The organism is Bacillus sp. FSL K6-0073 (genome assembly GCF_038006085.1).
Lineage (GTDB): Bacteria > Bacillota > Bacilli > Bacillales > Bacillaceae_G > Bacillus_A > Bacillus_A cereus.
This window is the reverse complement of record NZ_JBBOUN010000001.1, coordinates 559,610-573,795: the sequence shown is the minus strand read 5'-3', so window position 1 is coordinate 573,795 and position 14,186 is coordinate 559,610. Positions and strand designations below refer to the sequence as shown.

Here is a 14,186-nt window from a genome sequence, read left to right as displayed (position 1 = left end):
AGTTATTTAATTGCACCTTTTGTTAATCCTTGTTGTAATTGCTTTTGCCCTAAAAATAGTAAAATCAATGTTGGAATAACGATAACCGTAACACCGGCCATTACGCTTCCCCAATCAGTTGCAACTTCTTGAGACTGAAGCTGCTTCACACCGATTTGCACTGTTCTTACTTTTTCATCAGTGGTCACTAAAAGTGGCCATAAATACATATTCCATGTTGTTAAAAAGCTATATACTCCAAGCGTAATAAAACTCGTTTTACAATAAGGAATTACAACGCTGAATAAAAATCTTATATTTCCAATTCCTTCAATAAACGCAGCTTCTTTCAGTTCATTCGGAAGTGTCATAAAATGTTGACGTAACAAGAAAATACCAAAAGCTGTTGCAAAAAACGGCACTGTCATCCCAGCAGAACTATTGATCCAACCAAAGTTTTGAATCGTTAAAAAATTAGGTACCATCGTTGCTTCCCACGGAATCAGCATCGTTGAAATAAACAGGAAGAAAATTAAGTTTCTCCCTTTAAACTGAAGAAAAACAAAAGCATAAGCTGCTAAACTTGATACGATAAGTTGTCCAATCATAACGACTGTCGATACAATTAAACTGTTATATAAGTATGTAAAAAGCGGTACTTTTTGAAAAATATTAATGAAATTATCAAAAGTAAACTGAGTCGGAAATAACCTTCTCATTTGAATATCGTCTGGTGTCATAAAACTTATTAAAAATGCATACAGTACAGGAAAAAATACCATTACTGCACTAATAATGAGCAGCATATATAATAGGAAATTTTGTTTCCACTGTTTAACAATCATTTATAATGCACCTTTCTCTCAGCAAACTTAAATTGAAGTAATGTAGCAAGGAAAATGAAAACAAATAATACCATTGCTTGTGCACTTGCTGTTCCAAATTGATGATTCACAAACGCCTCTTTGTAAATCGAGTACACAATCAAATTCGTTGCATCATTTGGTCCACCGTGCGTTAAAATATCAATTTGTCCAAAGCTTTGGAACGCACTAATTAATGTTACTGTCACAATAAAGAATAAAGTTGGTGATAGCATCGGTAATGTAACACGGCGAAGTTTATATAAATAACTAGCACCATCTATAGATGCACTCTCATATAACGACGTATCGATATTTTGTAAACCACCTAATATAACTAAAAATGCAAAACCTGTATTCACCCAAACTGTTGTAACTGATACAGAGAATAGTGCCCAGTCCGGACTCGTTAACCATGCGATTGCAGGAAGGTTCATAGAGGCTAATATATTATTAAATAATCCTACACTTGGATGAAATAAAAATAGCCAAATCACTGCACTAGCAGCTACTGATATTCCCATCGTCGAAGAAAACAGAACTCGGAATAACCCAATACCTCTTACTTTTCCATTTGCAATCAATGCAAGAAACAAAGCAAATATAATACTCGTAGGCACTGTATATAAAACAAATAATAAAGTTGATTTTATACTTTTGTAGAAGGCTGGATCAGAGAATAAGTATTGATAATTTTCTAAGCCAACGAAAAGATTAGCTTCCCCATGTATATCGGTTAAATAAAAGCTATAGTAAATCGTCCTAAACAATGGATAGAACAAAAAAATCGAAAATAACAAAATAGATGGCGCCAAAAACAATAATCCTATTCTTAAATCTTTCGTTCTCCCCCATAATTTTTTCTTTTTTGACACCTTTGTTTGAACTGGTAACTTACTTACTTCGATCATTATTTCGCCACCACTTTCAACTCTTTTTCAGCTACCACTTTTAAGCGTTCATTCGTGTTTTCGTTAAAGAAGCATAACTTTTCTTGCGAGAATAATAATTTTACTTTGTCACCTTTGTTCAGGAGTAACTGTCCGATAACTTTCGCACTCCAAGTTGTTCCATTTACCGCAAAGTTCAATATAGATTCATTCCCTAATACTTCTACAGATTGCAACGTCACTTCTTGTCCCTCCTCAGACAGTGCAATATGCTCAGGGCGCATGCCTATGCGAATTGTTCCTTCTGGTAATTGCTTTAACTGTCTAATAGATAATGGAATTTGCAATTGTCCTATATGTAATACACCTTTTTCTTTATTTACTTCCCCATCATTTATATTCATAGAAGGAGAACCTATAAAGCTTGCAACAAATTCGTTTGCTGGTTCGTTATATATGTCAAGTGGTGTTCCAACTTGCTGTATACTTCCTTTATTTAAAACCATGATACGATCTCCCATAGTCATCGCTTCTATTTGATCGTGGGTAACGTAAATCATCGTAATTCCTAATCGCTGCTGAATTTCTCTAATTTCAATTCTCATTTGCGCACGTAATTTCGCATCCAAATTCGAAAGTGGTTCATCCATTAAACAGATTGGTGCTTGACTCACAATTGCCCTGGCAAGTGCAACACGCTGTCTTTGTCCGCCTGATAATTGGCCTGGTTTCATTTTCACATACTCTTTCAGTCCTACCATTTCAATAGCTTCCATTAATCGCTTTTGTCGCTCTTCTTTTTGTACTTTTCTTACCTTAAGTCCAAATAAAATATTTTCTTCTACAGATAAGTGTGGATATAATGCATAATTTTGAAATACCATTGATAGATTACGGTCTTTTGGCTCTAGATCATTTGCAACACGTTCATTAATAATTAAATCTCCTGAAGAAATCTCTTCTAAGCCAGCGATCATTCGTAATAATGTACTTTTCCCGCACCCCGAAGGTCCAACTAAAACAAAAAACTCACCCTTCTTAATATGAACCGATACACCTTTAACCGCTGTCTCTTCTGCATTTTTATATACCTTTGAAACATTTTTCAATTCAATCACAAGGTTGCACTCCTTTTTTCTTCTTGTATCCATACTTCATAATGACTTGTTGAAATCGCACTTGCTCCTGCATGAATTGCAATTTCCGCATCTTCTCGCGTTTGAATCAGCCCGCCTGCAATAATAGGAAACTCTATTTCCTCTACTAGCTGTTTAATTATAGAAGGCATAATCCCCGGCATAATCTCTACTGCATTTGGTTTAGTCGTTTTACAATTTTCAATTGATTTAGTAAGGGATAAAGTATCTACAATAAAAATACGTTGAATTGTTTTCAATCCAATTTTATTAGCATTTCGAATTGTTGAACCCTTTGTTGAAATAATACCTTGTGCCCCGATAACATCTTGAATATACAAAAGCGCTTCCTCTGTATTCGTATTTAAGCCTTGTATAAAATCACAATGAAGAAATACATCATGTCCATGTTTCTGCAATTCATATACACGCTCTGGTAATTCCAGCATTGAACCAGTCATAAGAAAAACTGTTTTCGGCAATTTTTTGTATGCTTTGTATCCTTTCCAATCCTTTATCATCGCAATATAAGGTTCTTTAAACATTTTTTCCACCTAACTGTTCTATTTTTATCCAAACTAAAAACACCTACTTACATAGAACGCCTTTCTCCTTATTTGAACTCTAGGGAATAGAGCACACCTAAGAAAGTGGCACATTATATGTAAGTGGGTGTTCTCAAAGGTTCTCTACCCTATTTATTTTGTTACCTTTACTATATTACGCATTTATTAAGTCAGTTTTGATAGATTGTTAATTAGGTGTTAATCGAATGTTAATATTCACCATATTTTCTTAACATTAATCTAGATATACAAATAAATCCTAACGGCAAACAACTATCTTTAAAATTTAAGTGATATGCAAATTCATTCCATAGTTAATTAGTTTTAGTTTTCTCGCAACGGCTTGTGAAGCATAATTATTCCAAGAAGTACTATAAAGTGGAATGCTTTTTCTTCTTGTATTGATATCGCCCAGGCTGTAACACCATCAGTACCATATCCGTTCCCTTGAAACTCCGCTAAAGTTTCCACACTTACCTCAGCAGCTACGGGCGTACTTCTGGCACTGCAACAAACAGAAACTCCCTTTTCATTTTTTACAATTGCAAAATAAGGTTTCCTCCTTATTTACTCCATTTACCATCCATTCATAATCTATTTTTCATATTCAAAATAAAAATCCCATTCAAATACACATTACTGAATCCATCATACTAACTGATTTCTTCATTCTGTCTATCTAAATGGGATTATTTTTCGTTTTTTACTCTACTGGTTGTTGTGGCTGTACTACTTCATTCGCTCCAGCTACCCTCAACATATTTACAATATCTTTAAAACCTCTTTTTTCAGCGTATTGCAGTGGCGTCAGATGTTCCTTGTTAGCCATATTTACATCTGCACCGTGATCAATAAGCAATTGAATTACTTTCTTATGGTTTTCACTACCATTTCCTAATACAATTGCTTCTAATAGCGCTGTTCCACCACGTTCATTTTTATAATTCACATCAATATCTGTATGCTCTAATAATTCTTTAACAACCTCTACATGGCCACGCTCAGATGCAGAAATAAGTGCTGTCCCACCTGACCTAGTCGTTTCTTTCGTATTAACTCCTGCATTAATTAATACTTTTACAATATCCGTATATCCTTCTCTACTTGCATAAAGAAGTGGATTACTTTTTTTCTCATCTTTAATTTCAATATTAGCACCTGCACCAATTAATGCTTTAACTGTCTCTACATGATTTTGGTACGTTGCTGCAAGGACAGGCGTTTCTCCGTTGTCACCTTCTACGTTTATATTCGCTCCATCCTGAATCAACTTCATAGCTGTCTCTGTGTCTCCAAGAGTAGCTGAAAGTAACAACTGTTTGTCCATTAAATTTATACTTTTCTCTTCTTTAGATTCTTCCTGTTCTTTATGCTTCTCTTTTTTCTTTTCATTTTTCACATGAACCGGTTTCGATTCTGGTTCTTCTTGCTTATCGCAAGCCACTACCGTCATTAAAAGTCCTAATAAAATACATAATAAAATTTTTTGTTTTCTCACAACTACAGCTCCTATGAAAGATAATGTTTTCTTAACCATTCCTCCATCACATACAATAACTCTTCTTGAGTACATTTATCCATAAGCCCTTTATATTCCTTCTTTAATCGGATTATCTTAAGCTTATACTATGTTTCTCAACCTATTGAAATGATACGCCTGATGGCCCCATCATTAACATTATGAAGCAATTAGTTTAGCACGTTTTTACCGCATTTGTATACATTTCTAAAAAGTACATAAAGTGAAACTTTAATTAGTGGGGGTTTTGTTCATCCACCACTAATTATTAGCCCACACCAATCGGGCTTTTACGGGCAGCCCGACTCCACCTAACTTCTTTGCTTTCACTAAATTTTGAGGTGGGGATCTTACTGCCCGTTAATGTGGGATAAATGATTGCTTTAGGTTACTATATTCCATTGTAACCGTTCTTCTAAAAATTTTACACCTTTTCTATATTTGCACCTGAGTAATAATAGAAAAAGACAACTATATAGTTGTCTTTTTCTATCATTAATGATGTCCACCATGATTTCCTGCTTTCGGTTTCCCCATCATCTCTTTATTCATTTCCCATTTATGCTCTGCTAGCTCTTTATATGAAAGAACTTTCCCCTTATAGTTAGATACAAAGCTCTCTGCATCTTTTTTATTTTTAAATGAAATGACATTATAAGCCATCGGTGTCGTTATTGTTTTATCATATACGTAAGTAGCGTCTTCTAACGAAATCCAATCTTTCGAATCATAATCTCGAACAAATTTCTCTTTCGTCTTTTCACCTGAGTTGATCTCCATCCATTTATACATACAACCGATATCATCAAACTTTAACGCTTTTCCATTTTCTAAAATAATTTCTGTTGCAAATTGATTATCTGTTACCCCAATTTGACAAATATCACATTTATCATGTTTCTCATCAATGGCAACAGCTGCTGTTTCCTTTTTCCCACACCCGACTACCGTAAATACGAAACATAAACATATAGCAAGTACGACATATTTTACTTTCATCAATATTCCTCCCTAGAAACCATATACTCCACGAAAAGAATACCAAAAGGTTGTGTGAGATTTGTGAAAAAACAATGTGCTTTTTGTAATATAGGAAACAAACAAAGATGTGTAGTTATTTCTACACATCTCTCATCACTCGCAACCTGTAATTAACAAATCATCTTCTAACTTAACTAATAATGTATCCGCACTAATTTCCTGTCCAACTTCTACATTTACCAATCTTATATTTCCACTAATCCCGACTGCGATTTTTTTAAGCTCACCGTCATTTTTTCGGATCACCAGTAATTTTTCCCATTCATATACGTAAGAAGATTCATTAATAAAAATCTCCTCTACTTTTCCTTCATAAGAGCTATAAATCTCTTCAATTCTCGTTTTCATATAACATCTACTCCCTATTTCACACTTCACTATTTTCATCTTATTCTACCATTCTTACGAGGAGCAGCTTACTTTTTAAAAATTCAAATTAACTACCGTGAACAAAATGAACAAAATAAAAATTATGCTTCTAATGATGTTATTTTTCAAATTATTTACCATTTGAATAGATGCTTTTATTATAAATAAAAAACCTTTTTCTGAATTTTTATTCTATTTTGAAAGCGCAATCATTCTTTTGAGGGGGAAATTACATGTTAGCACTACTTGGATTTGCGATGGTATTTGTCTTTATGTTTTTAATTATGACGAAACGTATGTCAGCGCTAGTAGCATTAATATTAATTCCGAGTGTTTTTGCATTAATTGGCGGATTCTATGCCAATATGGGACCTATGATGTTAGAGGGGATTCAAAAATTAGCACCTACTGGTATTATGCTTATGTTCGCTATTTTATATTTTGGGATTATGATTGATAGCGGTTTATTCGATCCTGTCATTAGTAAGATTTTAAAATTTGTAAAAGGAGATCCTTTAAAAATCGTTGTCGGAACGGCTATATTGACTATTATCGTCTCTCTAGATGGTGACGGTACAACAACATACATGATTACAGTTTCCGCAATGTATCCACTATATAAGCGCCTTGGAATGAACCCCCTCATATTAGCTGGAGTTGTTATGTTAGGGGCGGGGGTAACAAATCTTACACCTTGGGGTGGACCCACAGCTCGTGTTATGAGCGCACTTGGACTTGAGGCTTCTGAATTATTTACACCTCTTATTCCAGGAATGATTGCTGGTGCAATTTGGGTCGTTTTCGTTGCTTACTATCTTGGAAAAAAAGAAAGAAAACGTTTAGGAATTATGGATGTACAGTATTTAAAACAAATGCAAACAATGGATGAGCAAGCTGCAACTGTCGAAGACGCAGTGCATAAACGTCCTAAACTTCTATGGATTAACTTTTTATTAACCGCTACATTACTTGTCTGTCTCATACTAGAAGTTATGCCGTTACCTGTTTTATTTACAGTCGCTTTCGCTATTGCTGTTATGATTAACTACCCAAACTTAGAACAACAAAAAGAGCGTATTGCTTCTCACGCAGGAAACGTATTAGCGGTTGTTTCTCTCGTATTTGCCGCTGGGATTTTCACTGGAATTTTATCAGGAACAAAAATGGTAGATGCAATGGCTAAAAGTGTAGTAACTCTTATACCAGACGCTCTTGGACCACAACTACCAATTATTACAGCACTTCTTAGTATGCCATTCACATTTTTCATGTCCAATGATGCATTTTACTTTGGGGTATTACCTATTTTAACTAAGGCTGCTGCTACTTACGGAATTAGTGCAGCTGAAATGGGACGTGCTTCCTTACTTGGGCAACCCGTTCACTTATTAAGTCCTCTTGTTGCATCCACTTATTTATTAGTTGGGATGGCAAAAGTTGATTTTGGTGAACATCAACGTTTTACTTTATTGTGGGCAGTTGGAACGACAATGGTGATGTTGATTACTGGAATTGTAATTGGGATTATTCCAATATAAGACGCAAAAAACAGTAGAAGAAATAAATCCTCTACTGTTTTTTATTATGAAGAAACAAGAAAATACCGTCTCTCCGGTCTCCCAACACTTCCATATATTAGCTCTGCGTGGACTTTCTTCCCAGATATCAAATACTCTAAATAGCGCCTTGCAGTTGATCGACTTACGCCTACCATTGAACTTAGTACCTCTGCTGTAATCCCTTCTTCATTAACTGTTAACATATGTTTTTTTATTTTTGCTAAAGTTAAGGGGTCTATCCCTTTCGGGGCATATTCCATTTCATTTCCCTTTACGCCTCTTTGAGACCATAAATGTTCTATTTGTTCTGTAGATAATTGATTATTTTTCTTCAGCTGCACAATCTTTTTTTGATAACTTTCCAAACTCGCCTTAAATCGATCAAACATTAGTGGCTTTACAATATAATCTGTTACTCCGCCCCGCAGGGCGTGCCTCACTACATCTGTTTCCGATGCCGCTGTAATCATAATAATATCTGTATCGTGCAAATGATTCCTAATATATGTGACAAGTTCCGTTCCGTGCATATCAGGTAAGTACACATCTAATAACACGAGCTGTGGCTTCACAAGCTCTAGCCATTCTTTCGCTTGTTCTCCAGTCGTTGCCGTTCCAATTACTTTAAATCCCTCAATTTTTTCAGTAAAACGACGATGAATATCAGCAATCCGAATATCATCTTCTACAATTAATACTTCAATCTCCTCACCCATTACTATTCGCCTCTCTCTTTCGGTAGTGCAATAATAAATAACGCACCACCTAAATCCCCTTTTTCAATTGCAATACTTCCATTTAAATCTTCTACTAACTCTTTCACTTTTGCTAATCCATATCCTCGCTCTCCTCCTTCTTTCGTCGAAAAGCCTTTATAGAATATGCTAGTAATTATTTCATCATGAATCCCTTGCCCTGAATCTTCCACTTCAATTACTATTTCTTCTCCAATATCAGTTACAAACATCCTTACTGTCTTATCATTCTCTTCATTTTTTTCAATTGCTTCAAATGCATTCGTAATTAAATTTCCTAAAATAGAAACGACATAATTACTCTCAATATGTGGACTTAATTTGTCTAAACCACTTTCTCTATCTAGCATAAAATCAATCTTCAACTCTCGTGCTCTATTATAAAATCCAATTAAAATTCCACCTAGCCATGGATTTTGAATCCGCTTCATAATAAATTGAACAAAATCTTGATATACCGCTGTTTCCTTATGAATAAGCTCTAAAGCATCTTCGTATGATTCTAATTGAATAAGACCTGAAAGTGTATACAATAAATTGTTATATTCGTGCGCTTGCGCTCGTAATGCCTCTGTATATTGCTTCGTCTGAGATAATTCTGCTGTTAACTGATCCATTTCAGATTTCAAACGTAAGCTCGATACAACGCCAGTTACTTTATTCTTTACTTTAATAGGTAGACGGTTCGCAATAACAGCCTGTCCTTTTATATTTAATTGGCGATCAAACTGTTTTTCACCAGTTTGAAGTACATCTAGTATCGTTGAATTAGGAATTACATTTAAAATAAATTCCCCAATAATATTTTGTTGTTTATCTAGCGAAAGAATATCATAAGCTGCTTGATTGACTAAACTAATCATGCCATTTTTATCGATTACAATAATCCCTTCACGTACAGATTGAATCACTGTACTATGCTCTTCATATAAAGATGAAATTTCTTCTGGTTCCATCCCGAACATCATTCTTTTTATACTTGCCGCTAAATATATAGAGCCAATTACTCCAATTAATAGCCCTATTATTGTAATCCAAAATACACGCTTTCCATACACTTCTATCGCTCCATGAATATCGTCCATTGAAAATCCAACAGACACCACACCAATGATTTCATTTTCCTGATTACGGATTGGAACTTTTCCACGTAATGAAGGGCCTAATGATCCAGTTGCTTTCGAAACATATGATTTTCCTTCTAATAAAACACCTTTGTTATCTCCACCAATCATCGCTTCTCCTATTTTATCTCGCTCAGGATGTGCATATCGAATCCCCTCTTTATTTCCAACTACAATGAAGTCAGCCTCTGTATCCATTCGAATTCTTTCTGCAATCGGCTGAATGATAGAAGCTGGGTTTTCTTTTTGAAAAGCTTCCTTTATTTCAGGTATAGCAGCAACTGTTTTCGCAACATGCAAAGCTCGTTTCCCAATTTGCTCTTCTACCGTTTCAGATAATATGTAATAAAATAAATAACTCGTTAGCATAAGTACAACTAAAATAAGTGTACTTATAGTTAATGTAATTCTCGGTTGGAGTTTTAATTTTTTAAATTTCAAAACCATTCCCCTAACATGATTAAAGATAGAATTTAAAGAATATACAGTCTCTTTAATTATACTTAATCATAACACGGTTACTCTATATTTCTTTCTTTTTCTCTTCATAAAAAAAGAAACGAAGTAAAATTATTACCTCGTTTCTTAATATTTGTTATTACACTTTAAACTTACCAATCATCTCTTGTAATTCTTCTGCCATTTGTGATAAATGAACTGCTGCTGCATTTATTTCATCTACTGAAGCTAATTGTTCCTCAGAGGAACCAGCAATATTTTGAACACTTGCTGCATTTTCTTCAATCGTAGCTGCAATTTCATTAATAGATGCACTTACTTGTTTTGCATCTACCGTCATTTGTTTTGCTACATCTACCATGCTATCAATTTGTACAACTGTATCATTTGTAGACTTCAATATTTCGGCAAAGCTTTGCTTCGTTTCATTTGCAACTACAAGTCCTGATTGTACTTCTACTCCAACTTGATTCATAGAGCTTACTGTTTCTTTTATATCAAATTGAATCTCTTTCACTAGTTTCCCAATTTCCGTAGAAGACTGTCCTGATTGTTCTGCTAGCTTTCGCACTTCATCTGCTACAATTGCAAATCCTCTTCCTTGCTCTCCAGCTCTCGCAGCCTCAATTGCCGCATTTAACGCTAATAAATTTGTCTGTTCAGCAATATGTTGAATCACTTCAAGGATTGCTCCAATTTGTTTCGACTTATCGTCTAACAAACCAATGATTTTGTCTGACTGCGAAACAGACTCATGAATTAATTGCATTTGATTCACAGTTTGTTCAACTAACTTCCCACCATTTTCAGCTTTTTTCTTCGTATACATAGAGGCTGTAGATACTAATGAAGAACTATCTGCAACACGCTGAATTCCTTCTGTAACTTCTTCTAACAATGTTGCTCCTTCTTCAACTTCTTTCGTTTGTATTTCTGCACCACTTGATACTTGCTCTATGGCCTGTGTAATTTGTTCCGTTGCTTCGCTTGTCTGCTTCATACTAGCTGTTAATTCTTCTGAAGATGCCGCTACATGACTTGCTGAAGTGTTTATATTGGAAATGACACTTTGTAACGATGCAGCCATCTCGTTAAAACTTTCTCCTAGCTGTCCAATTTCATCTTTAGAATGAACTGTAATTGACTCTGTTAAATCGCCTTCACTAATCTTTTTCGATGATATAACAAGTTGTTTTAACGGACTAATAATAGAAGCAATTATGAAGTAAATTAAAATCCCACCAATTACTAATGAAATACCAATAACAGTTATTGTTTTATAGAAAATAGGGTTAGCTGCTTCGATAATTTCTTTTGAAGGCATAATTCCTGCTATTTTCCATCCAGTCTGCTTATTTGTTATAAAGGTAATATTGCGATCATCACCATCAAGTTTGAATTTAAAATCACCTGTTTCTTGTTTATACAATTCCTTCTCCACTTTTTCTTCTACCTTGTCACCTGGCTTCATCGTCGGATGCGCTATTACATTTTTAGATTGGTCAAAGATTGCTACATATCCTTTTTTGCCGATATTGACCATTTTTGAAGTATTTACAATATCATTAATAATTAAATCAATACCGAGAACACCACTTTTATCCTCATTTTGTTTTGCTATTGTAATAACAATATTCCCTGTTGTACTTGACTTATATGGGGCTGTGATAACCACTTCTCCGCTTTTTTTCGCTGCTTCTTTATACCAATCTCTTTCGGTAGGATTATACCCATCTGGCATTTGAATAGACGGTGATTGAATAAATTGTCCCGTACTAGATCCCGTATAAACTGCTTCTATTTCTGGATGTAATTTATTATATTCTTCTAATTTATTTTGCACATTTTGGAGCTGATCAGTTCCGTAACTTACTCCATTAAATAACTTTGTAAAATATACTGCGTCTACCTTTTTACTGTCTATCTCTTTGTTAATAACATTATTTAAAATCTTTACGTTATCTTCCGCTGATTGTAAAATTGTTTCGTTAAAATTTGTCTTCGCTTGTTGATAAGACGTCCAACCAATTACAATACTTGGAAAAATTAAAACAATAACAAATGATACAAGTAACTTTGCTTTTAAACTACTTCCCCTTAATTTCCCTTGAAGCATATTCCTACCCCTCCATACCGTTTTAAATGTAATTATTTCACATTTAATTTATTTATATAAATTACACGATTAATTGCATTAACTCTTTTTCTATTAAAGAGTTAATACATACCTTTTTTATTCTATATAAATTAAATAATTAAAACAATATATAAAAATGTATATTATTCGAAATATTATAATCCACAGAAGAACCTCTAGCATCGTACTTACTAGAGGTCTCTCCCGCCTTACTATTCTTTCTCTTTTTCTACTTCCTTTTTCTCATCTTCTACTACAGATACAACAGGTTTATCGCTTGATAATTGCTGTACTGCTCCTTTTCCAGCAAATCCTTCTAATAACTCTTTTAAATCAATGCCAGAAGATGCTTTTAACGTTTCTTGCATCGTTGCCATTAAATCAGTCGCATAACCTGCAACTTTTCCGGCGCCGCTATTTTTACCACCGCCACCTGTATCGACAACTGTAATTTTATCAATATTGCTAAGTGGGCTTGCAATTTCTTTCGCATAACTTGGAAGCATTTTAAGAACCATATCCATAATTGCCGCTTGGCCATATAACTCGAATGCCTCTGCAATTTTTTGTTTCGCTTCTGCCTCTGCTAAACCTTTTAATCTAATAACATCCGCTTCCGCTGTACCTTGTGCTTTTTGTACTTCTGCTTTTGCTTGACCTTGCGCTTTTTCAATTTCCGCCTTCGCTAAACCTTCTACACGTACTTCTTCTGCACGAGCTCTCGCTTCAGCTTCAATCTTATATTGATCCGCATCTGCCTTTTTAATTTGTTTCACTTTTTCTGCTTCCGCTGATTGCTCAACAGCATAGCGATCTGCATCTGCTTTTTTCTTAACTTCTGCATCATATTGCTTCTCACGACGCGCAATCTCTTTTTCTTCTAATTCAATTTGTTTCTCACGCTCAATGATTTTAACGCGCATTTGCTCTTCTGTAACACCTTGTTGTGCTTTCGCCTGTTGTAATTCGTAAGAAAGATCCGCGTCTGCTCGAGCTTGTTCTTGCTCTCTCTTATAAGATTGTACTTTTAATTCTTTATGTTTTTCAGCTTCAGCGATTTGAGCATCACGTTGATATTCAGCTTCTTTTGCTTCTTTCTCAGCACGAGCTTTTTCAATACGAGCTTCTTTTTCACGCTCTGCATTCGCAATTGTTGCATCACGCTTCACTGTCGCAATTTGCGGCTGACCAAGTGCATCTAAGTAACCATTCTTATCCATAATTTCTTTAATTGTAAAGGAAACGATGCGAAGACCCATTTTCTTTAAATCAGTAGAAGCTACTTCATGTACTTTTTGAGCAAATTGCTCTCTATTACTATACGCATCTTCTACTGTCATAGAAGATAAAATCGCACGTAAATGACCTTCTAAAACTTCTTTTGCTTCTACTTTTAACTCTTCTGTTTCTTTTCCTAAATATTGCTCAGCTGCTGTAGATACTTCTTCAATCGTAGAACCTACTTTAATAATAGAAACACCATTTACTGTAACTGGAACACCTTGCTTCGTATACGTATCACGTGTACCCACTTCTAACTTATAGTTTAATAGGCTTAAAGGCTCTGCTCGTTGCATAATTGGAACTACGAATGTACCGCCACCGCGAATAATCTTAATCTTCTTTCCATCATCAGTGGTAACTACATTTTTTCCGCCACCAAGCCAGTTCCCTGTAACAATTAACGCTTCATCTGGTCCAACTGTTCGATACTTCGTAATGAATACTAAAATGAGTAGAATTAAAATTGCGAGTAACACTCCACCAATAATTAATGGAATCGTCATGT

The 14,186-nt window shown here is 34.8% G+C and carries 12 protein-coding genes and 2 pseudogenes; 1 reads left to right on the top strand and 13 read right to left on the bottom strand.

The window, feature by feature from the left end:
• Positions 1-2 precede the first annotated feature (2 nt).
• The 8 genes and pseudogenes from MHB52_RS02970 to MHB52_RS02935 form a co-directional block, all read right to left on the bottom strand.
• A complete protein-coding gene (locus MHB52_RS02970) occupies positions 3-824 on the bottom strand; it encodes a carbohydrate ABC transporter permease (RefSeq protein WP_016117138.1) in 822 nt (273 codons plus the stop codon).
• Positions 821-1,753, bottom strand: a complete 933-nt coding sequence (locus MHB52_RS02965; protein WP_000573803.1) for a carbohydrate ABC transporter permease — start codon at positions 1,751-1,753, stop codon at positions 821-823. The genes MHB52_RS02970 and MHB52_RS02965 overlap by 4 nt, the downstream gene beginning before the upstream one ends.
• Entirely contained in the window at positions 1,753-2,850 is a 1,098-nt protein-coding gene (locus tag MHB52_RS02960; RefSeq protein ID WP_016117137.1) for an ABC transporter ATP-binding protein, read from the bottom strand. Before MHB52_RS02960 ends, MHB52_RS02965 begins: the two co-directional genes overlap by 1 nt.
• Positions 2,847-3,413 carry a glycerol-3-phosphate responsive antiterminator gene (locus MHB52_RS02955; RefSeq protein WP_000472001.1) on the bottom strand — a complete coding sequence of 189 codons (567 nt, stop codon included), beginning with the start codon at positions 3,411-3,413 and terminating at the stop codon, positions 2,847-2,849. The genes MHB52_RS02960 and MHB52_RS02955 overlap by 4 nt, the downstream gene beginning before the upstream one ends.
• A 307-nt stretch (positions 3,414-3,720) precedes the next feature.
• Positions 3,721-3,995: pseudogene (locus MHB52_RS02950) on the bottom strand (GNAT family N-acetyltransferase); the annotation flags it as partial.
• Positions 3,996-4,137: 142 nt separating this feature from the next.
• Complete coding sequence (locus MHB52_RS02945) at positions 4,138-5,007, bottom strand: ankyrin repeat domain-containing protein (protein WP_000287336.1); 870 nt, start codon at positions 5,005-5,007, stop codon at positions 4,138-4,140.
• A 441-nt stretch (positions 5,008-5,448) separates the two neighbouring features.
• Positions 5,449-5,952, bottom strand: a complete 504-nt coding sequence (locus tag MHB52_RS02940) for a nitrous oxide reductase accessory protein NosL (RefSeq protein ID WP_000865666.1) — start codon at positions 5,950-5,952, stop codon at positions 5,449-5,451.
• 135 nt (positions 5,953-6,087) lie between these two features.
• Positions 6,088-6,342 (bottom strand): hypothetical protein, encoded by a 255-nt coding sequence (locus tag MHB52_RS02935; protein ID WP_000857381.1) that lies wholly within the window; start codon positions 6,340-6,342, stop codon positions 6,088-6,090.
• A gap of 254 nt (positions 6,343-6,596) precedes the next feature.
• Between MHB52_RS02935 and MHB52_RS02930 the strand changes: the two genes are divergently transcribed.
• Positions 6,597-7,901 (top strand): CitMHS family transporter, encoded by a 1,305-nt coding sequence (locus tag MHB52_RS02930; protein WP_061664086.1) that lies wholly within the window; start codon positions 6,597-6,599, stop codon positions 7,899-7,901.
• Positions 7,902-7,945: 44 nt separating this feature from the next.
• Here the strand turns inward: MHB52_RS02930 and MHB52_RS02925 are convergent, their stop codons facing one another.
• From MHB52_RS02925 to MHB52_RS02910, 5 genes and pseudogenes are all read right to left on the bottom strand, one after another.
• Positions 7,946-8,638 carry a response regulator gene (locus MHB52_RS02925; RefSeq protein ID WP_016117135.1) on the bottom strand — a complete coding sequence of 231 codons (693 nt, stop codon included), beginning with the start codon at positions 8,636-8,638 and terminating at the stop codon, positions 7,946-7,948.
• Between the two features lie 2 nt (positions 8,639-8,640).
• A complete protein-coding gene (locus MHB52_RS02920; RefSeq protein ID WP_001999033.1) occupies positions 8,641-10,248 on the bottom strand; it encodes an ATP-binding protein in 1,608 nt (535 codons plus the stop codon).
• A gap of 151 nt (positions 10,249-10,399) precedes the next feature.
• Entirely contained in the window at positions 10,400-11,260 is an 861-nt protein-coding gene (locus MHB52_RS36730; protein WP_372476520.1) for a methyl-accepting chemotaxis protein, read from the bottom strand.
• A gap of 81 nt (positions 11,261-11,341) precedes the next feature.
• A pseudogene (locus MHB52_RS36725) lies at positions 11,342-12,376 on the bottom strand (HAMP domain-containing protein); the annotation flags it as partial.
• A gap of 233 nt (positions 12,377-12,609) precedes the next feature.
• Positions 12,610-14,184, bottom strand: a complete 1,575-nt coding sequence (locus MHB52_RS02910) for a flotillin family protein (protein WP_000155006.1) — start codon at positions 14,182-14,184, stop codon at positions 12,610-12,612.
• Positions 14,185-14,186 lie beyond the last annotated feature (2 nt).